The sequence below is a fragment of the Kitasatospora terrestris genome, assembly GCF_039542905.1.
Lineage (GTDB): Bacteria > Actinomycetota > Actinomycetes > Streptomycetales > Streptomycetaceae > Kitasatospora > Kitasatospora terrestris.
Genome location: NZ_BAABIS010000001.1, coordinates 883,556 through 907,339, shown reverse-complemented (window position 1 = coordinate 907,339; position 23,784 = coordinate 883,556). Strand labels below are relative to the sequence as shown.

10 protein-coding genes are annotated in these 23,784 nt (G+C 75.5%); 8 read left to right on the top strand and 2 right to left on the bottom strand.

Features of this window, described 5'->3' with window-relative positions; translation table 11 throughout:
• Positions 1–42 precede the first annotated feature (42 nt).
• Positions 43–1,293 carry an MFS transporter gene (locus tag ABEB06_RS04410; protein WP_345695449.1) on the top strand — a complete coding sequence of 417 codons (1,251 nt, stop codon included), beginning with the start codon at positions 43–45 and terminating at the stop codon, positions 1,291–1,293.
• 78 nt (positions 1,294–1,371) lie between these two features.
• Here the strand turns inward: ABEB06_RS04410 and ABEB06_RS04405 are convergent, their stop codons facing one another.
• Together ABEB06_RS04405 and ABEB06_RS04400 are read right to left on the bottom strand one after the other, a co-directional pair.
• Positions 1,372–1,494: a hypothetical protein gene (locus ABEB06_RS04405; protein ID WP_345695448.1), complete on the bottom strand. Its 123-nt coding sequence runs from the start codon at positions 1,492–1,494 to the stop codon at positions 1,372–1,374.
• A 279-nt stretch (positions 1,495–1,773) separates the two neighbouring features.
• Positions 1,774–1,923 carry a hypothetical protein gene (locus tag ABEB06_RS04400; protein WP_345695447.1) on the bottom strand — a complete coding sequence of 50 codons (150 nt, stop codon included), beginning with the start codon at positions 1,921–1,923 and terminating at the stop codon, positions 1,774–1,776.
• A 723-nt stretch (positions 1,924–2,646) separates the two neighbouring features.
• Here ABEB06_RS04400 and ABEB06_RS04395 point away from each other — a divergent pair.
• The 7 genes from ABEB06_RS04395 to ABEB06_RS04365 all read left to right on the top strand — a co-directional run bounded on the left by ABEB06_RS04395 (position 2,647) and on the right by ABEB06_RS04365 (position 23,566).
• Complete coding sequence (locus tag ABEB06_RS04395; protein ID WP_345695446.1) at positions 2,647–3,210, top strand: GNAT family N-acetyltransferase; 564 nt, start codon at positions 2,647–2,649, stop codon at positions 3,208–3,210.
• Positions 3,211–3,379: 169 nt separating this feature from the next.
• Positions 3,380–5,524: a WD40 repeat domain-containing protein gene (locus ABEB06_RS04390; protein ID WP_345695445.1), complete on the top strand. Its 2,145-nt coding sequence runs from the start codon at positions 3,380–3,382 to the stop codon at positions 5,522–5,524.
• A 60-nt stretch (positions 5,525–5,584) separates the two neighbouring features.
• Positions 5,585–8,377, top strand: coding sequence for an AfsR/SARP family transcriptional regulator (locus ABEB06_RS04385; protein WP_345695444.1), 2,793 nt, complete (start codon positions 5,585–5,587; stop codon positions 8,375–8,377).
• Positions 8,378–8,632: 255 nt separating this feature from the next.
• Positions 8,633–9,280, top strand: coding sequence for a hypothetical protein (locus ABEB06_RS04380; RefSeq protein WP_345695443.1), 648 nt, complete (start codon positions 8,633–8,635; stop codon positions 9,278–9,280).
• A gap of 202 nt (positions 9,281–9,482) precedes the next feature.
• Positions 9,483–11,705, top strand: coding sequence for a WXG100-like domain-containing protein (locus tag ABEB06_RS04375; protein ID WP_345695442.1), 2,223 nt, complete (start codon positions 9,483–9,485; stop codon positions 11,703–11,705).
• Between the two features lie 47 nt (positions 11,706–11,752).
• A complete protein-coding gene (locus ABEB06_RS04370) occupies positions 11,753–12,688 on the top strand; it encodes a hypothetical protein (protein WP_345695441.1) in 936 nt (311 codons plus the stop codon).
• A 3-nt stretch (positions 12,689–12,691) separates the two neighbouring features.
• The gene (locus ABEB06_RS04365) at positions 12,692–23,566 is read left to right on the top strand and encodes a WXG100-like domain-containing protein (protein ID WP_345695440.1); all 10,875 of its coding nucleotides are present in this window, start codon (positions 12,692–12,694) and stop codon (positions 23,564–23,566) included.
• Positions 23,567–23,784: the final 218 nt, after the last annotated feature.

Below are 23,784 nucleotides of genomic sequence, written 5' to 3'. Positions count from 1 at the left end.
CTGGAGCTTACCGGGGTCCGGTCGCGCGCTTAGCGTCGTGCCGTGACCGGAACCCACTCCTCGCCTCCGCCCGCCCCCGCCCCGCGTCCGCCCCTGGTGACCCGGCCGCTGCTGCTGCGCTTCGTCTCCGGCCTGGCCGCCTCGACCAGCTTCTTCCTGCTGCTGTCGGTGGTCCCCGGCTACGCCGCGGTCGGCGCCGGGGCGAGCGGCGGGGGAGGCGGAGGCGGCCGGGCGGGCCTGGCCACCGGGGCGCTGATGCTGGCGACGGTGGTCGGCGAGCTCGCCACGCCTGCGCTGGTCAACCGCTACGGGTACCGCGTCCTGCTGGCCGTCGGCCTGTTCCTGCTGGGCGCGCCGGCCCTGGCACTGCCGCTCTCCGGCGCCCTGGGGTGGATCGTCGCGGTCTGCCTGCTGCGCGGACTGGGCTTCGCGTTCACCGTGGTCGCGGGCGGCGCCCTGACGGCGTCGCTCATCCCGGCCGAACGGCGCGGGGAGGGGCTGGCCCTGGTCGGCGTCGTCAGCGGGGTCCCGTCGCTGGTGGCCCTGCCGCTGGGCACGTGGACGGCCGCACACGCCGGCTACGGCGTGGTCTTCACGGCCGCGGGGGTGGTCGCGCTCGCCGCGATCGCCTCGGTGCCCGGCCTGCCCGACCGGATCCGCTCCACCGGGCCGGCGGTCGGCGTCACCGAAGGGCTGCGAACCGCCGAACTTCGGCGCCCGGCCGTGGTGTTCGCGGCCACGGCCGTCGCCGCCGGGATCGTCGTCACCTTCCTCCCGCTCGCCGTCCCCGCCGCGGCCGGCGGCGTGGTCGCCCTGGCGCTGTTCGTCCAGCCCGCGGCGGCCACCCTGGCGCGCTGGTTCGCCGGCCGGCTCGGCGACCGGCACGGCCCCGCCCGCCTGGTGCTCCCCGGCCTGCTCCTGTCGGCCGCGGGCACGCTCGTCATGGTGCTGACCGGCAGCCCCGTCGCCGTGGTCGCCGGGGCCGGAATCTTCGGGATCGGCTTCGGCGTCGCCCAGAACGCCACCCTGACGCTGATGTACGCGCGCGTCCCCACCGCCGGCTACGGCGCCGTCAGCGCCCTGTGGAACTTCGCCTACGACGCCGGCATGGGCGCCGGCGCCGTCGCGTTCGGCTGGCTCGCCGCCGCGACGGGCTACCCCTGGGCGTTCGCCCTGACCGCCGCCGCGATGCTGACCGCCGCCGTCCCGGCCCGCCGCGACCGCAGCGCCGCCGCCCGGACCGGGCCGGGCGGGACGGACGCACCCGTGTCGGCATCCGCTCCGCAGCAGTGAACGACACCCGACGGGCAAGGGAGCAGGGGACCACGTGCAGCACTCCGTCCGGCCCCAGGGCAGTCCACCCGTGAACGGCTACAGCCACGCGGTGGCCTTCACCGGGCCGGTGGTCGCGGTCTCCGGGCAGGTACCGGTGGACGGGGACGGCCGGATCGTGGGCGAATCCGACCCGGCCGCCCGGATCCGACGGGTCTTCACCTTTGATCTCCTGGGATGTCCCGCGCTTCAGGCCGGGTCGCCGGACTCGTCCACCCGTCCTTCCGCATCGAGATCGATGCCCTCGCGGCGATCGACGGGGCCGGCCGCTGAACCTGCCGTGCCAGAAGCGGCGGGTGGATCTCTTCGCATCGGAACTGCGCGTGGTCACCGCCGCGCAGGAGCTGGCCGAATCCCTGGGCGCCGACCCGAACCACACGGTCGCAGCGGCGGCGATGGACACCTCCGGAAGGATCCACACCGCCGTGAACGCCCACCGCTTCACCCGGAGGACCCTGCGCCGAACTCGTCGTCCTCGGAGTCGCCGCCGCCCACGCGGGCCCGCTGCTGACCGTCGCTGCGGCCGGAGACCGCGGCCGCGACCTGATCCCGCCCTGCGGACGGTGCCGCCAGGTCCTGATCGACCCGCACCCCGGCGTGATGGTCGCCGTCCCCGGAGAGCACGGGCCGCAACTGCGCCCCGTCCGCCGGCTGCTCTTGGACACCTACGCCGCCCGGACGCGGACGCACGCCGCATCGTCCGCTTCGACAAGCGCCACCACGACGCCGTCGCCGACGGTACCAAGATCACGACGATCCGCCACGACGCCCCCCGTCGCCGTGGGCAGCGCCCTCTTCGTCCTCAGCGTCGACCGGTACCGCCTGGACACCGTCACCGCCCAACAGGCCGGCCTCGGACCCGGCACGACGGTCGAGCAGCTCCGCGCCGGTCCGCGACCCGGGAGGTCCGGCCGTGCCGTGCCCGAACCTTCACGCAGCCGCGCCGCAGGGAGGCTGACTTCCTTGCGCCGCCACCCGACGGGAGGACTGCGGGTCGGGCCGCTTCCGCTGCGGCCCGACCCGGGCCGGGGGACCCCCAACCGGCCCCCGGCCGCGGTCGGGACGCCCCAGGACGCGCCGACCGCTGCGCCGAACACTTCCAGGCGGTGGACCGGCCGGGCGACCCGACTTCCGCCGGCCGGAAGTGCGGGCGGTGGCGTCGGTGTCCGCGCGGGAGGCGCTCACGTTTGGTTAACGTCTCGCTGACGTGCGGAAACGGGCGCGGAGTGTGGTTGACTGACCGGGACTTCCGGCCCGGGGGCGCGCCCCCGGGCGGTGGGGGAGGTCGGGGAATCGTTGGCGTCAGGGGGAGCGATGCGGGCGCTCGCGGCCGTGGGGGAAGCGCGGCTGGAAGCGGACGGGCTGGTGCTGCGCCGTCCGGTGCCCGGGGATGCCCCGCTGGTGTACCGCGGGACGCGGGATCCGCTGGTGCGGGAGTTCCTGCAGGCGGTGATCCCGCACGTGGACCTGGCGGCCGCCGAGCGCTGGCTGGCCGAGGTGCCGCCGCAGCTGTGGACCGGCGGCAGGGCGGCGTACTTCACCGTGGTGCTGGACGGGGAGCCGGTCGGCTGGGCCGAGTTGGTCAACCTGGACGCGGCGGACGAGAGTGCGGAGGTGGCGGTCTGGCTGCTGCCGGAGCACCGCCGGATGCGGACCGCCACCGGTGCGCTGCGGCTGGTCTGCCGCTTCGGCTTCGAGTGGCTGGGCCTGCGCCGGATCGACGCCTTCGCGGCCGCCGACAACATGGCGAGCCAGGTGATGGGTGCCGCGATCGGGTTCCGGCGGGCCGGCTACCGCCCGGCGCTGTTCCGCAGTTCCCGCACGCAGCGGCTGCACGACGCGGTGCACGCCACTCTCGTCCCGGACGACCTGTGCTGACCGGGGCGCGTTCGGAGCAGGGCCGGTACGGGCTCCGACCGATCCGGTGAACCACGCGGTGGGCCACCCCGGTGAGGCGCACCCGGTGGGCCACCGGACGAGGAAGCGGACAAGGAAACGGGCAAGCGCGCGGGCAGGCAACTGCCCGGCAGGGCACGAGGAGTGACGCATGGCAGATGGCATCCGACTGGAGTCCGGCGGCCGCGGTGAGCTGCTGATCGCCGTCGACGGCACGTTCCGGGCGGTCGGCGCGGACGGCGCGGAGCGTACCGGGCGGGTCGACGCCGCGCTGGTGCGGCGGGTGCTGGGCGGTCTCGAGGACGCCCCGTCGCCCGTCGAGGACCCCACTGCGGCGCGGCGGTTGACGGTCGTCGGGCAGCCCGGCCGCCCCGGCCGGCAGTGGACCGACGGGACGGCGGCGCCGGTGCCGGCGGCGGCCGCCGTGCTGGACGCGCTGCTCGACCAGGTGTTCGCCGAGCCCGGCGCCCCCGTGGCGCTGGGCTCGGCGCTGGCGCTGGCCGCTCCGGTGGCTCGCGGGGCCCGTACGGCCGCGGCCGTCGGCGCGGTGGGCGGCCGGGCCGCGTACGCGCTGGTGAACGAGGACGGTTCGTTCGGCCTGACCGCGCTGGACGACGACGAGGCGCTGGGCGGCTCGGACGCGGACGCGGGGCTGCTGCCGACGGCGGTGGCGCTCGGCGCGGCGGCGGGCCGGTCGCTGTTCGCGGTCGGCGGGGCGGACGGCTCGGTGCAGGTCTGGGACGCCGTCACCGGGCAGGTCGCGCACGGCACCACGGGCGGGGAGGGCGCCCAGGCGGTGGCCGCGGCGGTGATCGGGGACGTCCCGGTGGCGTTCTCGGCGGGCCAGTCCGGCGACCTGCGGGCGATGCGCGCGGACAACGGCCGGGTGCTGGGCGCGCTGCCGACCGGGGGGAACGGCGCCACCGTCCTGCGGGCGGCGCACTGCGCCGGGCTCGACCTGCTGGCCGCGGCCGGTGCGGACGGCGCCGTCCGGGTGTGGAACACCGCGGACGGCGAGCAGCTGCACCTGCTGGTCGGCCACCGGGGCGAGGTCCGCGCCCTCGCGGTGCTCTCCGTCGCCGACCAGGCGGTGCTGGCCTCGGCCGGCCAGGACCGCCGGATCCGGCTGTGGGACCTCGCCACCGGTCAGCCGGTCGCCGAGCTGGACGGCCACACCGGCACCGTGACCGGCCTGGCCTTCCTGGAGGTGGACGGCCGCCCGGTGCTGGCCTCCTGCGCGCTGGACGGCACCGTCCGCACCTGGGACGTGTACGACGGCCGTCCGCTGCGCGGCTGGCCGGCGGGCGAGTGGCTGACCGCGCTGGCCGTCGACGGCGCCCGGCTGCTGGTCGGCGACGAGCGCGGCGGGATCACCGCGTGGGACGCCGCCACCGGGGCGGCCCTGCAGACGCCCCCGCTGGGCCGGACGGGCACCCCGGTCACCGCGCTGTCCCGCGGCGAACTGCTGGGCCGTGCCGTGCTGGTGGCCGGGTTCGGCGACGGCACGGTGCTGTGCTGGGACGCGCTGACCGCCACCCGGCTGGTGGAGGTGCCGGCCGACGGCGGCCCGGTGAACTCGCTGGACGTCACCGCGGACGGCCCCGACGGCCCGCTGCTGGTGTGCGGCACCGCCGCCGGGGCGGTGCGCGCCCACGTGCTGCGCGACGGCACCCCGTACCCGCTGCCCACCCCGCACGCCGGGCCGGTCGCCGGGCTGGCGTTCACCGCCGAGGAGCCGCCGCTGCTGGTCTCCGCCGGGCGGGACGGGGTGGTCGCGGTCCGTGACGCGGCCACCGGTGAGCCCCGGCTGCGCTTCGCCACCGGATACCCCGGGACCTCCGCGCTGGCGGTCACCCGGGCCGGCGGGCAGCAGATCCTGGCCACCGTCGGCGCCGATCTGACGGTGCGGCTGTGGCACGGCGGCAGCGGCCGGCCCGGTCCGGTGTGCGCGGGACTGGCGCTGCCCGCCGAGGTGCTGACCTTCGGGCGGCTGGGCGGACGCCCGGTGGTGATCGCCGGGGCGGCGGACGGCACCGTGCTGGCCTGGTCGGTGGAGGACGGCAGCCGGATCGCGGAGCTGACCGGTGGCGGCGCGGCGGTGCGCTCGCTGGTGGCCCGGGAGCTGGACGGCGAGGCCCTGCTGGCGGCGGGCGACACCGCGGGGACGCTGCGGCTGTGGCACCTGGCGAGCGGCAGCCTGCTGAACGAGGCGGCGCTGGAGGGGGCTCCGCTGGCGATCGAGCTCGACGAGGCGGGGGTGAGGATCGTCACCCCCGGTGGCGCCGTCTCCCTCTGAGAACCTGACAACCGGTTAGTAATATGGTGGTCATCTTGCCGGGGTAACCTCCGTTTTCAGATGCATGACAAGAACACGGTGGGGGAAGCGGTGCACTTCCGGCTGCTCGGAGCGGTCTCGGCAGACGGCGCGGACGGGGAACTGCGGCTCGGTCCGGAGAAGCGGCGCAGCCTGCTCGCCCTCCTGCTGCTGCGCCGCAACCGCGCCGTCTCGGTCGCCCAGTTGACCGAGGCGCTGTGGGTCGCCGAGCCGCCCGCCAACGCCCGGACCGTGGTGCAGGGCCACGTGTCCCGGCTGCGGGCGCTGCTCGTCGAGGCGCGGGTCGACCGGGACGAGGTGCACCTGGCCACCGCCGGGGACGCCTACACCCTGCACCTGCCGGACGGGCTGGTGGACGTCGAGCGCTTCGACGCGCTGGTGGCCGCCGCCCGCGCCGAGCGGCACTCCGCCGACGTGGTGGACGCGCTGGAGCGGGCCCTCGGCCTGTGGCACGGTCCGGCACTGACCGGGACGGTGGCCAGCCCGCCGCTGGAGGCCTGGCGGCAGACGCTGGAGGAGAACCGGCTCGCCGCGGTCGAGACGCTGGCCGAGCACTACCGGCTGCTGGGGGAGCCGGCCAGGGCCGCGGAAATTCTACGCGCGGAGACGGTGGAGCACCCGCTGCGCGAGTCGCTGGTCTCCGCCCTGATGCTGGCCCTGTTCGGCGCCGGGCGGCAGTCCGACGCGCTCGACTGGTACCACCGCACCCGCGAGTCGCTCGCCGACCGCCTCGGCGTCGATCCGGGGCGGGCACTGAACGCCGCCTACGAGCGGATCCTGCGCGGCGAGGGCGCCGCCACCGCCGGCGGAGCCCCGGTCGCCGTACTGCCGGAGCCGGTGCTGGTCCGGGTGCCCGAGCAGCGCGCACCCGAACCCGAGCCGCTGCCCGCCGTCGACCTGCTGCCCCGCGCCCCGCGCGGGTTCCACGGCCGGGAGGCGGAACTCGCGGCCCTCGGTGACGCCGCCCGCAGCGCCCCCGACGGCGCCATCGCCCTGGTCACCGGACCGGCCGGGGTCGGCAAGACCGCACTCGCCCTGCACTGGGCGCACCGGCACGCCGCCCGCTTCCCCGACGGCCTGCTCTTCGCCGACCTCGGCGGCCCCGGCGGCCGCCCCGAGTGCGACGTCCACGAAGTGCTCGGCGAGCTCCTCACCGCGCTCGGCGCCGCCCGGGAGGACCTGCCCGACGGCGCCGCCGCCCGCAGCGCCCTCTACCGGCGGCTCACCACCGGCCGCCGGATCCTGGTGGTGATCGACAACGCCTGGGACGTCGACCAGGTCCGCTCGCTGCTGCCCGGCGGGACGGACGCCGTCGCCGTGGTCACCAGCCGGCACCGGATGCTCGGCCTGCTGGTCTCCGAACTGGCCCGTCCCGTCCCGGTGCCGGTGCTCGGCCAGGACGAGTCCACCGCGCTGCTCGCCCGCGTCCTGGGCCCGGCCCGGATCGCCGCCGAACCCGCGGCGGTCCGCGAACTCGCCCGGCTCTGCGCGGGGCTGCCGCTCGCCCTGCGGATCGCCGCAGCCAAGGTCTCCGCCGACCCGCGCCGCCAGATCGCCGCCCTGGTCGGCCAACTCCGCCACGAGCAGCGCCGACTCGCCGGCCTCGCCGCCGAGGAGGTCGGCGTCACCGCCGCGCTGCGGCTCTCCTACGAGCAGCTCCCGCCGCCCGCCGCCCGCCTCTTCCGCGCCCTCGGCCACCTCCCCGGGCCGGTGATCGACGCGTACACCGCCGCCGCCCTCGGCGACCTCGACCCGGACGCCGCCGCACGGGCCCTCGAACAGCTCGCCGCCACCCACCTGGTCACCGAGACCGACGGCGGCCGCTACACCCTGCACGACCTGGTGTGGCTGTACGCCCGGGAGCTGGGCGACCGGGCCGGCCCGGTGGAGCGGCGGCTGGCCCGGGAACGCCTCGCCGACCAGTACCTGTTCACCGGACTCGGTGCCGCCGAGGCCGCCGAACCCGGCAGCCAGCCCTGTTTCGTCCCCGCCCCCGGCAGCCACCGGCCGCGCGCCACGGCCGAGTTCGCCACCGCCGAGGAGGCGCTGGCCTGGCTCGGCGCGCACCGCGAGCCGCTCGCCACGCTGATCGCCACCGCCGACCCCGCCCGGGCCTGGCGGCTGGTGCTCACCCAGTGGCCGCTGATCCTGCGCCGGGTGCGGGACGGCTGGGTACCGCTGCTGCAGCACGCCCTGGAGGCCGCCGCCGAGGCCGGCGACCCCGACGGCGAGAGCCAGGTCCGGGCGCTGCTCGGCTGGGTGCTGGTCTCCAACCGCCGCCTGCCCGAGGCACAGACCTGCCTGGCCCCGGCCGCCGACCTCGCCCAGCGGGCCGGCAACCAGGTCGGCAGGGCGGTCGCCCTGATCAACCTGGCGCTGGTGCAGGCCGAACTCGGCGACCCCGCCGCGGCCGGCGCCGGACTCGCCCAGGGCCTGGAGATCGCCCTGGCCGTCGACCACCGGCACACCGTCACCCTCGCCCTGCACCACCTCGCCCGCCACATGCTGGCCACCGGCCGCCCCCGGCAGGCCGTCGAACACGCCCAGCACGGGCTGGAGCTGACCGCGGACGACGGCCCCGAGGTCCGACGCGTGCTGCTGCACACCGTCTGCGGCGAGGCGCTCACCGGCCTCGGCCGGCACTCCGAGGCCCGCGTCCGGCTGCTGGCCGCCCTCGCCGAGGCCGAGCAGCTCGGGCACGACCAGGCCACCGCCGAGGTCCTGCGCGCCCTCGCGGGCGCCGAGGACGCCGCCGGACTCGGGCGGTCCGCCGCCGGCCGGCGGCGCCGCGCCGACGAGATCAGCCCGGGATGAGCGGGACGGACCGGCGCCGGCCCGGTGCGGGCCGGCACTCCGGCGGCGAGCTGCGGAAATCGGTTGACGAGACGTTAGCGACGCGCATGCGGGGCGCAAGTGGCGCGGGGGAGTCTGGGAGGGTGCGGCCGCCGTGGGTTTCCCGGTGGCGCCCGTGGCACCGCGTCCGCTTCTGCTCACCCGGTCGCCCCGGGGGCCCGGAAGTCCCTTGCCGCCCGAACCACGGGGCAGAGTCAGCGGGAGGGGTGTCCGGGGATGGCCGGCGAATCGGTGTGGATCGACCTCGACGAGGTCCAGGCGTCAGCCAAGACGATCATGGGGTTGCTGAAGGAGCTGGAGGGCCCGGCCAACCAGCTGGAGGCCGTCTTCAAGCAGGTCCAGGCCTCGGTCTACGGCACCGACCTGCTCGGCAAGTCGCTGCAGGGGTCCGGCTCCTCGGTCGGCGGCCTCGCCCAGCACCAGGAGCAGGTGCTGGAGGGCATCAGGGTGCTGATGCGCAACGCCTCCGCGATGGGCGAGAACCTGCTGACCATGGCGGCGCGCCACTCCTCCAACGACGAGCAGGTGGCGTCCGCGCTGTCGGGGATCAGCGGCACCGGGGCGGTGCCCGCCTCGCCGGCTGCCCTGAGCCTGCCGTCGGGGACGGTGCCCGCCGCCGCCACCCAGGTCGGCGTGAGCCTGCCGGACGGGGTCGCCGCCGCACCGCTGGCGATGCCCGTCGGGAGGACCCTCCCGGACCTCGACCCGGTCGCCCCGCCCCCGCCGGTCGCCCCGGTCAGCGTCCCCGACGCCGGAGTCGGCTACCACGACCCCGACGCGCCGGACCTGGACTACAACGACCACCCGAACCCGCTGTTCGTGGACCGGCCGCACGGGGGCGGCGGCGGACACATGCTGATCTGATCCCCGAGGAGGTCCCGACGACCTCCCGCCGGCCGGCCCGAGCGGCGACGGCCCGGCGTCGAACCACCCGACGCCGAGGACCGCCCGCCCGGCCGGCCGCCACCACGCCCTTGGCACCCCCAGCCCCGACGGGCCGTCACCGGACCACACCGGTGACGGCCCCGCCGAACCGTCACCGACACCTTCCGGAGAGCCTCCCGCCATGATCGAGCTGCCGGCCGACCTCGCCGAAGTACTCAAGACCGTGCAGAGCAACGAGAACGGCGCGGACATCGCCTTCCCGGACGGCGACGAGGAGCTGCTGGCCCGGCTCGCCGAAGCCTGGGACAAGTGGAACGAGGTCGCCGGCACCCACGTCCAGGCGATCGCCCAGGCCGCGCAGCGCGCGATGGCCAGCATGTCCGGACCGGCCGCCGACAGCTTCCAGCAGTACCTGGAGAAGTTCGCCGCCGGCGACGGCTCGCACGTCGCCACCACCCTGCAGGCCGGACACGGCCTCGCCCAGAGCCTGCACGGCGCGACCCGGGCGCTGACCGGCACCAAGAACGAGATGATCCGCGAACTCCAGTACGCCAAGGAGTACATCGAGCAGAACCCGGCCGGCAAGAACGACGACATCGCCCAGTCCGAGGGCATCAAGCAGGCCGCCGCCACCTACCACCAGTACATCGGCGAGGTCGGCAATGGCGTCGACGGCATGCTGCGCACCAGCGCCGGCCACATCGCCGACATGACCGGCATGGGCAAGACCTGCACCCTCAACGGCGCGGGCGGTTCCGGGGGCGGCGCCGGTGGCGACGGGACGCTGAGCGCCCGCACCGCCGTGGACGGCCGCCCCGCCCTCGCGATCGACCCGCGGACCGGCCTGCCGATCCCGGCCGGTACCGCCATCGACCCCACGACGGGCCTGCCGATCCCGCCCGGCACGGCGATCGACCCCACGACGGGCCTGCCGCTGGTGCCGGGTGCGGCGATCGACCCGGCCACCGGCCTGCCGATGAACGCCGTCGCCGGTACCGCCCCCTTCGCCATGCCCGCCCCCAACCCGATCGGATTCGACGGGGCCGGCGGTGACGGCGGCGGGGGCGGCGGGGGCGGATCGTACGGCGGTGGCGCCGGTGGAGGCGGCGGCGCGTACGGCGGCGGTGACGGCGCCCACGGCGGGGGCGGCGGGTCGGACACGCCGAGGCTGAAGCCGTTCACCCCGCTGACCCCCACCCAGCTGGACCTCGGCGGCGGCGCGGGCGTCGGCGCCGGCACCCCGACCTTCACGCCACTGCCGCTCAGCCCGAGCCACGGCTCGCTGAACCTCGCCGGGATGTCCGACCTCAACCTCGGCGGGGGCGCGGGCGGTTCGGCGCTCGGCACCGGCCTCGGAGTCGGCGGCGGACTCGGTGGCGCCCTGGGCGGCGGAGCAGGCGGCTCCGGGGCCGGCGGCCTGTCCCCGTTCGGTGGGGCGGGCGGCCTCGGCAGCGCGCTCGGCGGTGCGCTCGGTGGCGCCGGCGCCTTCGGCGGCGGGGCGGACGGCGTCGCCTCGGCGCGAGCGGGCGGCCTCGGCGCGGCGTCGGCCGGCGGCATGGGCGGCGGCATGGGCGGCGCCGCCGCAGCCGGAGCGATGGGCCGCGCCGGCGCGGCCGGTGGTGCCGGAGCCGGAGCCGCAGGCAGTGGGGCCCGGGCCGGCGCCGCGGGCGGCATGGGCGGCGGCATGGGCCACATGCCCGGCGCCGGTGCCGGTGGGCGCGGCGGCGGCGGGGGAGGCCGCAAGGGCAACCGTTTCCTCAGCCCCACCCGCTTCGGCACCGAAGGCGGCGAGGAGGAGGAGCTGCCGACCACGGACGCCGGCATCCTCGGCCAGGCCGGCGATGCCGTCCAGCGGGACCGCCGCTGGCAGCGCGCCCGCCAGGGCTGGCTGGACGACGCACGCGCCGACGGCACCTTCGCGGCACCCGCACCGGCACCCGCGGCCGCCCCCGGCCCCACCAGCGAGCAGGCGGTCCTCAACCAGCTCGCCGGCGTGCTGCTCGGCGCCCCGGCGGGCGGCGACGGCACCGAGCCGGCGACCGCGGCCGAGACGGCGACCGTGCCCGGGACTGCGGCGACGGCCACGGCTCCGGTCGAGCCGGCGGCCCGTCAGGAGCGCGCCGTCACAGCAGTGGAACCGGCCGGCGAGGAGGACGAGGGCTACCTGGAGCGCTCCCGGGCCGCTGCGGCGCGCCGCGGACACCCCGACGCGCCGGAGACCGCCGCCACCCCGGCCGTCTCCGTGGCCGCCACCCCGGGCACCCCGACGGCCGCCGCCCCCGGCACCCCGGCCGCGGAAGCCCCTGCCCGGCCCGCCCCGCTCCGCGAGGAGGGCGGCTACCAGGTCCCCAGCCCCTTCCTGCGCGCCGCACTCACCCGGCTCGCCGCGCCCGCCGCGGACTGAACCGCGCCCGCCCGTCGCACCCGCACTGACGAAGGAACACCGACACCATGAGCAACGACGAGCCGGCCTGGTACGAGGCCGAGGCCACCGCCCGGGTCGAACCCGCCCACCTGACCCGGGTGGAAGGCATGCGGATCGGCACGGTCGCCGCCGAGGGCGTCCCCGCCGAGCCGATGCTCCAGGCGCGCATGGCGGAGGTGCAGGCCGAACCGATGCAGCGGGCCCGGCTGGCCGACGCGATGCCCGCGGAGCCGACGACGCTCCGGGCCGCCGAGATGCAGGCCGAGCCGTTGCAGGCGGTGAGCGGACGGGTCGCGGCTGAGCCGTTGCAGGCGGTGTCGGGGAGGACGGCGGCGGAGCCGTTGCAGGCGGTGTCCGGGACCGAGCGGCTGCAGGACGGGCTCACGGCCCGCACCGCCGTGGACGCCGTCGCCGCGGAGCCGCTGCGCCGGATGTCGGGCACGGTTCCGGCCCAGGCCGCGCAGCAGCGTCTGACCGCGCCGGAGACGGGCAAGCGCAGGGCCGCGTCCGGTGACGGCGGGGGCGGTGCCGGGCAGGGCTTCCGGGTTGCCCCGGAGCAGTACCGGGCGGCGGTCTCGCCGCTGCTCGCCGCGTCCGAGCAGGTCCGCTCCCTCTACACCTCGCTGAGCGCCTTCCTGCCCTCGCTGGAGGCGCAGCACCCGTGGGGCAACGACGAGTCCGGCAAGAAGTTCGCCGAGGGTGAGAAGGGCTACCTGAAGTACAGCAAGGACACCCTGGAGGTCGTCAAGGGCCTGCCCGACGCGCTGAAGGGCATCGCCGACGGCATCAAGGCGATGGCCGAGGGCTACCAGAACGCGGACGAGTCGATCACCTCCGCGTTCAACGGCATGGACACCGGTGCGAGCCCGATTCCCCAGGCGCCGACGCTTCCGAGCGCGCCCGTGAACAACCCCGTACACATCCCGGTGACCCCGCGGATCCGTCCCAGCGGAAGGCACTGACCCATGGCTGTCGAACTCCCCGAGCCCCTCCAGTGGGTTCTCCTGCTGCTCGCGGGCTGCCGTTGGCCCGAGGCGGACGAGGACCAGCTCCGCGACATGGCCGAGCACTGCCGCAAGGCCGCCGAGGGCCTGAAGGACGCCACGCACAGCTCCGACGCCGCGATCAAGCGGGCGCTCGACGGCCAGCAGGGCGTCGCCGCCGAGGCGTTGAACACGTACTGGGCCAAGTTCACCACCGGCAAGGGCACCCAGGAGGACCCCGGCTACCTGCCCGGCGCGATCAACGCGCTCAACGGCATGGGCGACATGCTGGAGCAGATGGCCAACTCCGCCGAGACCGCGAAGATCCAGATCATCGCGCAGCTCGGCATCCTCGCCTTCGAGCTCGCCACCGCCGAGGCCGAGGCCCCGTTCACCGCGGGAGCCTCGCTGCTCCAGGTGCCGGTGATGATCGGGGCCAGCCGGACCGTGGTCTCCACCGTCCTGAAGACCCTGCTCAAGGAAATGCTCCAGATGGCGGCCAAGCAGGCCGCCCAGATGGCCGCGATCAACCTGCTCGCCCAGGGCATCGAACTCGCCGAGGGCCACCGCAAGAGCATCGACACGAAGGAGCTCGGCCAGAACGCGCTCGGCGGCGCGATCGGCGGCGCCTCCGGCCACCTGATCGGCAAGGGCATCGGCGGTGCCGGCAAGAAGCTCGGTATGGAAGGCGCGCTGAACTCCACCGCCGGCAAGATGGGCACCGGCGCGGTCGTCGGCGTCGGCGCGGACGTCTCCACCCAGCTCATCACCACCGGCAAGGTCGACAGCGAGTCCCTGCTCGGCTCCGGACTCTCCGGCGGTGCGGGCGCGGGCCTGCACGCCGGCGCCTCCGCGATCAAGGGCCACGCCAACGCCCCCAAGCCCGCCGAGGTCCCGCACCTGGACCTGCCGAACACCGGCGGGACCCACGACGGACCGCCCACCTTCAACAAGCCCAGCACCTCCACGGGCGAGGCCGGCTACCACGGACCGACCGGCGGCAGCGGCTCCCCGTCCGGCTCCGGCTCCGGCTCCGGCACGCGGTCGGTCGACGACGGGACCGGGACGGCCGCAGGGTCGGGCGCCGGTTCGCACGCGAGCGCCGGGTCGGGATCGGCTTCGGGTCCGGGCCTCGGTTCCGGTGCGGGCACGCACGCGGGCTCGGGCACCGGTACGGGCGCGGGCGAGTCGAAGGTGAACGGGCTGAGCCCGTTCGGCTCGGGACGGTCGAGCGAGGCCCCGGCGTCCGCCGGTGGCAGCCACACCGCACCGCCGACCCACGAGGCGACGGCCGGAGGCGCCGGCAACGTCCCGCGCCAGGGCGGCCACGAGACGCCGACCGCACACGAGCCGGCGCCGCGTCCGGAGGGTGCCGGATCGAACCACGGGCAGGCGGCTCCGCCGGTCGCCCACGAGTCGGTGCCGCGCCAGGAGACGGGTTCGCACGAGTCCGCGCCGCCGCGCCAGGAGCAGGCGCCGCGTCACGAGCAGTCGGTGCGCCCGGAGACGGCCCCGCCGGCCTCGCACGAGTCCGCGCCGCGTCCGGAGGGTTCCAGGCCGGGCCACGAGCAGGCGGCTCCGCCGGTGTCGCACGACCCGGTGGGCCGTCAGGAGAACACGGCCCGTCCGGAGACGGCTCCGCCGGCGTCCCACGAGTCCGCGCCGCCGCGTCAGGAGCAGGCGCCGCGTCACGAGCAGTCGGTGCGCCCGGAGACGGCTCCGCCGGCCTCGCACGAGTCCGCGCCGCGTCCGGAGGGTTCCCGGCCGGGCCACGAGCAGGCGGCTCCGCCGGTGTCGCACGACCCGGTGGGCCGTCAGGAGCAGCCCACCCACGAGCCGGTGGCGCAGCGCGGCGACCACGAGCCGGTGCAGCAGGCGGCGCCCCGGCACGAGCAGCCGGCGCAGGAGCACACACCGGCCCCGGAGCACGCCGGCCAGGGGAGCACGCCGCGGCACGAGCCCGCGGTGGAGCAGAACGGTGCCGGGAACGCTCCGCGCCACGAGCAGCCGCGGCACGAGCCCGCGACCGCGCACGACGGCCCGGAGAACACGCCTCGGCAGGAGCAGCCCGGCACGTCGGGCGGCCCGCGCCCGGCGGTGCACGAGCAGCCGCCGGCAGCTGACCAGGCAGCCGGGCATGCCGGCGGGCCGGTGCGGGGGAGTGTTCCGGAGTCGTCCGACGTGGCGCCGCAGCGCGGTGGCGCGGCGGTGCCCAACCTGTCCGGGATGCTCGGCGGCGCCGCGCACCTGGCCGGGTCCGGCAGTGACACGCACCTCGACGGCGGTACCCGGATCGCGGGCGGTCAGACCCAGACCAGGCCGGCCCCCGGGCCGGAGACGGTGCCGGGGCACGTCGTGCCCGACAGTGCCGGATCCACCGGGCAGCAGCCGGCGGGCACGCCGCCGATGCCGGGCGGGTTCGTGCCCGGCCCGGTGGCCGGCGGCGGCGCCGCCCACAACCCGGGCGGTGGCAGCCGTACGCCGTCGACCCACGGCCCGACCGGTCCGGTGTCGAACCGTCCGGTGGAGCCGACCCCGCAGCCCGCGGGCGGCACCCTCCGGCCGGGTGCGGGCCGTACGTCCGACACCCACGTGCCGCCGCCGCCCCCGCCGCCGCAGCACCAGGCTGGCGGTGCGCCGCGGACCCTCGGCGACCCGAACGGGCCCTCGTCGTCCACGCCCCGCACCGGCCGGACCGGCGACGAGCACCTTCCGCCGCCGCCCCCGCCGCCGTCGGGCAACGACCGGATCCGTCCGATCGACGAGGCACCGACCCCGCACGAGCTGGCGCAGCTGCACCAGCACCCGAACGGCCCGTCGCTGATCCACCCGCCACAGGCGGACGCGGCGGCGCTCGCCCAGTACAAGAGCAACAACAAGTTCAACTTCAAGCTGACCGGCGAGCTGCAGGCCGCGGCGAACACGCTGCCGCACAGCTCGTGGGGACGCCACGACTCGGGCGTCCTGACGCCGAGCGGCAGGCCGGACGTCAAGGTCAGCCCGTACTCGCAGTCGTTCAAGACGCACCTCGACCCGCTGACCCTCAAGGCCCTGCACCCGCACGCCTCCAACGCGATCACCGGGCCGCTGCGCACCGCGCTCGGTGACGGCGCCGTGGAGTTCAACGGAAACCGCGTGCTGGAAGCGGCGGGCGGCCTGGACTTCCGCACGCAGGAGCACTTCCAGCAGCAGGAGATCCGGCGCAACGTGCTGGAGCGACTGGCCCGCCACGACTCGGAGCAGACCTGGCACCCGGTCGGCGAGCAGCGGGTGAACGAGCACCTGGACGGTTCGAACTCCGCCATGGACGGCGCGAACCGGCTGCTGAACGGGCACGGCGGCCACCCCGGCCACGACGGGATCGTGCTGGGCGAGGCGCACAACCAGTCGCCGAGCTGGCGCTTCCTCAACGAGAACATGCACGACCTGAAGGCCGCGGGCGTCGACCGGATCTACGTCGAGTCGCTCCGCGACGACGCCTTCCGCCAGCACCTGGACGAGTTCCAGCGCCCCGGCGGCACCATGTCGCCGAACCTGGAGAAGATGCTCCGCACGTACGACAGCAACACGAACTCCCCGGCGGGCCACGGTCTGTACGAGACCGTGGTGAAGGCCAAGGAGGAGGGCGTGACGGTCCACGCGGTGGACGGCTACCCGGCGCGTCGGCCGGGAGGGGCCGGTCCGCTTCCGCTGCAGGAGCGGGCGCGGCTGCTCAACTCGTACATGAACCACGCCATTTCGGAGAGCGGCGGGACCGGCAAGTACGTGCTGGTCACTGGCAAGGCGCACGTCCACGAGCACCCGAACAGCGACGGGCACCGGATTCCCGGTGTGGCCGAGATGCTGGGCGTCCCGGCGGTGCGGCTGACCGACTCCGGCCGGCCGAACCCGGGCGGTGCGCCGCACGACGCGTCCGCCGCCACCGACCCGGGGAACATGCGGCTCGGCTACCTCGCCCCGGAGCCGACCGGGTACGACCCGGCGAACAGGCCCCTGCAGCACGGCAACGGTGCGCCGCCCGCGCCGCCGGCCGCGCCGGTGCCGCACCAGGGCGAGGGCAGTTCCTCGCAGTCGAACCAGCACCTCGGCAGTGACAACAGCCCACCGCCTCCGCCGGTGTCCCACCAGGGTGAGGGCAGCGGATCGCCCTCCACCCGGAGCCTCGGCAGCGACAGCACCCCGCCGGCCCCGCCCGCCCCGCCGACCCAGCACGGCACGGCCGGATCCTCGCCGTCCGGCCACCAGCCTCCGGCTGCGACCACGACGCCGGCCGCCAGCCACAACGCGCCGCCGTCCACCGCGCACAACCAGCCGCCGACGACGGGTCACACCAACCCGCCCGCCACCGGTCAGCACAACACGCCGTCGACCAGCAGCCACGACCAGTTCCTCGACCGGCAGAGGCAGGCGCGGGACGCGGAGCTGCAGGCTCTCTCCAACCGCACCCCGGTGCGCGACGCGGTGGACCAACTCGGCCGAGAGCAGCGACCGGTGGCGACGCCGCCGGTCGGCGCCGACCGGCTGCGCCAGGACCTGCCGGGCATGACCCCGCAGGAGCGGGCCCGGGAGCTGGCGAGCCTGACGCCGGAGAACCGGCGGTGGCTGGCGCGCGACCCGCAGACGGTGGACGCGCTGAAGAACGGGCTGCCCCCGAAGGACTTCGCCCGCACCGCGGCGGAGCTGATGGTCCACGTGGACCCGCGCGCCGAGCGCGCGGCCTCGGCGCGGCAGGAGGCGCAGCAGCAGATCGCCCGGATGCTCCAGGACCCGGAGACCACCGCGCGGCTGCTGAAGAACGGCGCCGACGTCGTGGTGGTCCCCAAGGACGTGCGGATGCCGGACGTCCCGGAGCTGAACAACCTGCGCGGCGTGCACAACAACTCCTCGGCGGGCGCCGGCCGCGGCTACGACGACATGCGCGGCTCCGGCGGACGCCACTCGGCGGTCACCGAGGAGAACCTGCTCGGCGAGCACACCCCGATCGGGCACGGCGGGCACTACGAGGACGGGTACTCCACCACCACGCACGAGTTCACCCACACCGTGCACCGCTACGGTCTGGACGCGAACGACCAGAAGCTGATCACCGACACCTTCAACCAGAAGCAGGGCGACCCGAACGCCGCCTGGCCGGACGGCCCGCGCCACGACGGCAGCGGGAAGCCGGTCGACAACTACTCCTCGCGCGACGAGCAGGAGTACTTCGCGCAGGTCACCAACGCCTACCTGGGCAACAACCACGGCACCGACCCGTACACCGGCCAGCCGCGCAACAACGGCGCGGACTGGGTCCGGCAGCACGAGCCGGCCGTGCTGCCGCTGCTGGAGCGGCTGTACGGCAAGGACCCGGGCGCGGTGCACGCCGGTCCGGCCAACCCGGTGCACGCCACCGCGGCCGAGAACCGGATGTACGAGGGCTTCCGGGAGTTCATGGACCAGGTCGACGGCAACGGGAGCAACCCCCCGGCCCACCAGCAGCCGACCACGCCGCCGCCCACCCCGCCGGCGGCCAACCCGGCTCAGCACGGCGGGAGTTCCTCCCACCTGCCCCCGCCGCCGCCGAAGGCACCCGGCTTCGGCAGCAAGCCCGCGGCCGACGACGGCTACTCGCACAAGATCGACGGCGAGAAGACCTTCGACGCCATCAAGGACTTCCTGCCGGACTCCGCGGAGTTCGACAAGGTCAAGGACACCCTGAAGAAGTACGAGCGGTCCGCCCTGATCGACGGCGACACCGACGCGATCATGCACGCGTACGAGCAGCAGAAGCAGTTGCACGTCGACGTGCTGCGCCGCAACGTCCCCGAGCAGCTGGACGCGGTCAACCACCGGCTGGACGCGATCGCCCACGAGACGCCGGACCGGCAGGCCGAACTGGCCGGTGAGAAGCACAACCTGGAGACCGCGAAGGCCCACCTGGAGGGCCAGCGGGACCGGCTGGCCGTCTACGAGCACGAGCTGGCCCGGCTCAAGGGCGAACCCAAGGCCGGGACCGCGGAGTTCAAGGCCCTGCAGGACGCCCGCGCGCAGGCCGAGCCGCGGATCGCCAAGGACGCGATGGCGCGGATCGAGGAGCAGCGCAAGTCCGTCGCCGACCTCCGCACCTCGGCCGACCAGCGCCTCCAGGACGCCGAGAACGCCTACCAGGGCGAGAAGACCAAGCGGATCTCCGGCGGCGGCAAGGACGAGAGCGCGGCCGAGAAGGCCGCGAAGACCACCCGGAACGTGTACGAGAGCCGGGTGGAGGACCTCAAGCTCCGCGAGCAGGAGCTCGCCAAGGACCTCCAGGCCCGCAAGGACGCCCTGGCCGGCAACTACGGCGCCACGCCGCCGAAGCCGAAGAAGGGCGCCGACCAGCTGTTCGCGGACGGCGCCTACCGGGCCGCGTTCGGGTACTCGGACCACGGCGTCATGGCGGGCGAGCCGCACGCCGAGAAGACCGCCCGCCGGATGGAGGACGGCAAGGTCAAGCTCGGCACCGCGGTGGTCAACCGCAACCACGTGGTGGCCGACTACATGGTGCACAAGTACGTGACGGCCGCCGTGTTCAAGGCCCGGTCGTTCGGCGACGAGCAGCACCGGGTCGAGGCGTCGCGGACCTTCTCCGACTTCGCCGACACCATGGCGCCCGACCAGCACCGCGTGCTCGACAAGGCCGGCAAGCAGGCCGCCAAGCGGCTCGGCGCCAACGACATGGAGCACGCCGCGCTCGCCTGGCGCGACCTCGGCTACACCGCCAAGGACGTGGACCTGGGCAAGGCCTACGGCAACGACGGGCTGGAGTCCGCCTTCGCCCCCGCGAAGCTGGACGACCCGGCGAGCGCCGCAGCGGCCCGCGACGAGGTGCGCAACCAGCTCGACCGCTCCGGACTGGTCGGACCGGCCAAGGCCGAGTTCGACCGGTACGCGGACACCGTGCAGCGGTTCTCCGACGCCCCGTCGCCGCAGCACCTGGCGGAGATGAAGGACGCCCTCGCGGACGTCCGCACCAAGGTCCGCGAGCAGGCCGTCGAGGACCTCGCCCTGGTCCACGGCATCACCGGGCCGCACCGCCTCGACGACGCCGTCGCGGCCGCCCGGCAGGCCGCCGCCGAGCCGCCCGCCGGCCCCGGCAACTCCCCGGCGCACGAGCGCCTCGCCGACCGGATCGACGACCTGGCGGGCTCGTACGACCGCCTCGGCCAGGACCGGCAGGACCTGAAGAGCCTGGCGGACCAGCTGCGCAACGACCCCGGCGCGGTGCGGCCCGAGCAGCTGGAGGCGTTCGCCGACAAGCTGCCGAACGAGCGCGAGCAGCTGCGGCAGGACGAGGTCGACCGGCGCCGCGAGGAGGCGGCGCAGACCCTCAAGCCCGGCGGCACCCCGGCCGCCCAGCAGAAGGCCGCGGAGAAGCTGCTGCCCAAGGCCGACGCGGACATCGCCGCCGTCGCCCAGCAGTACGGCGGCGGCTTCCCGCGGGCCGGCGCGGGGGAGAACCACCCCGCCGGCCTGTTCGACCGGGCCGTGCAGGCCAAGGTCGAGGACGTGCCGAAGCTGATCGAGGAGATCACCGCCGGCCTGTCCAACAGCGCCTCCAACCTGCGCTTCGGCGACGAACTCACCAACAAGTGGATCCAGAACTTCCTGGACCCGCACGTGGTCCGCGACCAGGACGTGCTCACCGCCGTCGCCAAGGGCGACCTGCCGCCCGAGGCGCTGTACTCGCCGCACACCCTGGACCTGCTGCGCGGCCTGCGCACCCTGGAGGACACCGGCCTCGCCCCGCGCGAGCTGCGCGACCTGATGGCCCCCAAGACCGAGGCCGACATGGTCGACCTCCACCAGCCGGGCCAGAAGCCGAGCGCCAGCGCGGTCAACATCGCCGACGAGCACGGCATGCTGAACCACGCGGGCGGCGACACCCCGGTCTCCTCGTCCGGCGACTTCACCCGTCAGCCGGGGCAGTCCGCCAACCCGGTGGTCGGCTCCGAGGCGCTGCACGACCCCGCCCGCGACGCCCGCCCGGGCGCCGAGGGCCACGAGATCGGCGCCACCCCGCCCCCCGCGACGCCCCGGCCCGCCACGAGCCAGGACACCGACGTGGTGATGGCCACCCAGGACCACGACACGCCCACCGCGTCGCAGGTCCACGACGTGCCGATGGCCTCGCAGGACCACGACGTGCCGATGCTGTCGCAGAACCAGAACCAGAACCAGAGCCAGGACCACTCGATGGCCTCGCAGCAGACCGTCCGGCCGGAGAAGCGGCGGCTCGATCCGGACGACGACGTGCTGATGACCGACGCGCCGCCGTCCAAGCGCCGGGCGACGGACGCCGTCCCGACGCCGCCGCCCCCGCCGCCGGTCACGCACCCCGCCGCGGACGGCCACCAGGGCACCGGCACCCGGGGCTTCGGCTCGCTGCCCTCACCGCCCCCGCCGCCGACCACCGGCCACAACTCCGGCTCCGGGTCCGGTGCTTCGCACCAGACGGCGGCCGAGCACGGAGGCACGCCGGAGCACCAGGGGCCGCAGCACGACGGCCAGCACCACGAGGCCGACCCGCAGCACCCGCACGAGGACGCCGACCAGCAGCTGCCGCCCGTCGAGCCGCTGCTCCCGCCGGTCGGCACCCCCGAGCACGGGATCATGCACGACCCGGGGAGCTTCCTGCGGGACACCCCGGTCGGGGTGGACTTCGGCTCCGGCCTGAAGCTCCGCACCGAGGGGCTGCAGCAGCACCAGGTCAACTCCTTCCTCGCCAGGTTCGAGGACAGCGACCGGCACTGGTTCGCGCTGGTCCGCGACCCCGCCCGCAGCACGCCCGACCGGGACGCCTTCGTGCTGACCCCGGCATGGGAGAAGTACGCCCAGCACAGCGAGGACTTCCGGCCCCCGGCCGGTGTCCGGCTGCCCGACCCGATGCCCGACCACCACTACGTCACCGCGCTGTACGCCCCGTACAAGTCCGGGACGGCGGGCGAGGACCACACCATCGGGCACGTCGAGGTGCCGCTGCACCCGGACCCGGCGCGGCCGGGCGACGCGCTGGTGTTCACCGGCGGCATGAACGGCTGCGCGTTCGTCGCCACCGACGTGAACCCGCACACGGACACCTTCCAGCTGTGGCACTTCCAGTCGTACTCGGCGAAGAACAACCTGATCGGCGGCGCCGACTTCCGGGCCGGCAAGACCGTCACCGACTGGTTCGGCCCGGACGAGTACCGCTCGCCGCACCCGTTCACCTTCGAGGTCACCAACGTCCTGCACCACGGTCCGGACGGCTGGCAGATCACCAGCCAGGAGTCGGTGCAGGAGCACGGCAACCCGCACATCGGCCGGCAGACCACCCGCCCGTTCCGGCTCGACCCGCCCACCGAGGCGGACCGGGTCCGGATGACGGTCGGCCCGTACCACATCAACGCGAAGGAGCAGGTCGAGCGGTTCGACGACCTGGCGAACAAGCTGGTGGGCAAGCTCCCGCCGGCCACCGACCAGAAACTCCTCCCGGTCCGCAACGAGCTGCTCGCACAGGTCCGCGACATGCGGGCCCGGCTCGCCCAGCAGGCCGACGCCGTCGGCGCGCTCAAGCAGCCCGACACCACCATGCAGCAGGTCCACGACGGCGCGGTCGCGCTGCACCAGCAGGCCGCCGCCGACCACCAGTTCGCGCAGGACCAGGCGATGCTGTTCACCGCCCGGATCAGCGCGATGGGCCACTCCAGCGAGCGCTTCCACGAACTGGAGTCGCTGCAGCGCCAGCTCTTCGCCGAGTTCGCCCCGCAGAACGACCGCTCCTGGCTGTCCGTCATGTCCCGTGACAGTGCCGGCCAGTTGCAGAGCCTCGCCGACGCGCAGCAGCACGACCCCGCCGCGGGCTTCGGCTCGCTGCCCACGTCCACGCCGCCCGCCACCACCCACGGCACCGGCACCGGCACCGGCACGCCCGAGCACCGGCAGTCCGATCCGATGGACGTCGACCAGGCCGACCGGACCGCCCCGCACCAGCGGGACGCGGACGGCGACGCCGTGATGCACGAGCCCGCCCAGCCGAACGACCGCAAGCGCGGACGGGACGAGGACGACGACCCGGACGAGCAGCCGGTCGCCGAGCGGGAGGCGAAGCGGCGCCGGACGCCGTCGTACGAGAACACCGACGCGGTGATGCACGACCGCGGCTACCAGGCGGTCGACCGGGAGCACCCGCTCACCCAGGAGCTGGTGCGCTACCTCGGCGGCGAGCCGACGGTGCACCCGCCGATGAGCTCCTTGCTGCTCGGCAAGGTGAACCCGCACGCCGCACCCGTCCACCCGGCCGAGGGCTTCCGGGTCGGCAACGACCTGAACGCCTGCCTGGAGAACGTCGAGGCCTACCGGGACACCCACTTCGGCCGGCCCCGGGTCTCCGGGCAGACGCTGCACGGCACCGTGGAGCCGATCCCCGGCAACACGCTGTGGAAGCGCCACGATGGTCCGGCGCTGTTCGGCGAGGGCGACGCCGCCGTCGCCAAGCTGATGGACACCGTGCGCGCCGGCGGACCCGGCAGCTTCGCCACCGTGCTCGGCGCCGGCAAGGAGGGCGCGGGCCACGCGGTCGCGCTGGTCCACGACCGCGACGGACAGCTGCGGTGGGCCGACCTGACCGACCGCAAGGTCACCCCCGCGACCGGACGGATGCCGGAGAACTTCCGCTCCGGCTGGACGCTGTGGGCGTCGGTCGCCGACCCGCGCGAGAACAACATCTCGGGCCCGCACGACCCGGACTTCATGGACACCTACTCCACCTTCACCCGGCCCGGGCCGGAGCCCACCCCGGAGCCGATGGACGTGGACGGCTTCGGCGAAGGCCGGTCCACCGGCGACCCGAAGGGAGCGTGAGAGGGGGGGGGGCGGAACCGAGGAGGCGGGGACCGCCCAGGTCCTGGACGACCACTCGGGCGGTACGCCGAACACCGGGTCGCCGACCCGCAACGCTCGGGAACCGACGGCCCGGACGCCCAACGGCGACCGGCCCGACGGCCCCGAGGACGGCGCTCCCCGGCGAACCTCCCGAGGCCAGCGATGCGGTCCGCAGGATGATCTCCGCCTGGTCCTGG

What these genes read in the sequence shown, in the direction of transcription:
- ABEB06_RS04365 (WP_345695440.1), top strand. Translation starts at nt 12,692, where the DNA reads ATGGCTGTCGAACTCCCCGAGCCCCTCCAGTGGGTTCTCCTGCTGCTC.
- ABEB06_RS04370 (WP_345695441.1), top strand. Translation starts at nt 11,753, where the DNA reads ATGAGCAACGACGAGCCGGCCTGGTACGAGGCCGAGGCCACCGCCCGG.
- ABEB06_RS04375 (WP_345695442.1), top strand. Translation starts at nt 9,483, where the DNA reads ATGATCGAGCTGCCGGCCGACCTCGCCGAAGTACTCAAGACCGTGCAG.
- ABEB06_RS04380 (WP_345695443.1), top strand. Translation starts at nt 8,633, where the DNA reads ATGGCCGGCGAATCGGTGTGGATCGACCTCGACGAGGTCCAGGCGTCA.
- ABEB06_RS04385 (WP_345695444.1), top strand. Translation starts at nt 5,585, where the DNA reads ATGCATGACAAGAACACGGTGGGGGAAGCGGTGCACTTCCGGCTGCTC.
- ABEB06_RS04390 (WP_345695445.1), top strand. Translation starts at nt 3,380, where the DNA reads ATGGCAGATGGCATCCGACTGGAGTCCGGCGGCCGCGGTGAGCTGCTG.
- ABEB06_RS04395 (WP_345695446.1), top strand. Translation starts at nt 2,647, where the DNA reads ATGCGGGCGCTCGCGGCCGTGGGGGAAGCGCGGCTGGAAGCGGACGGG.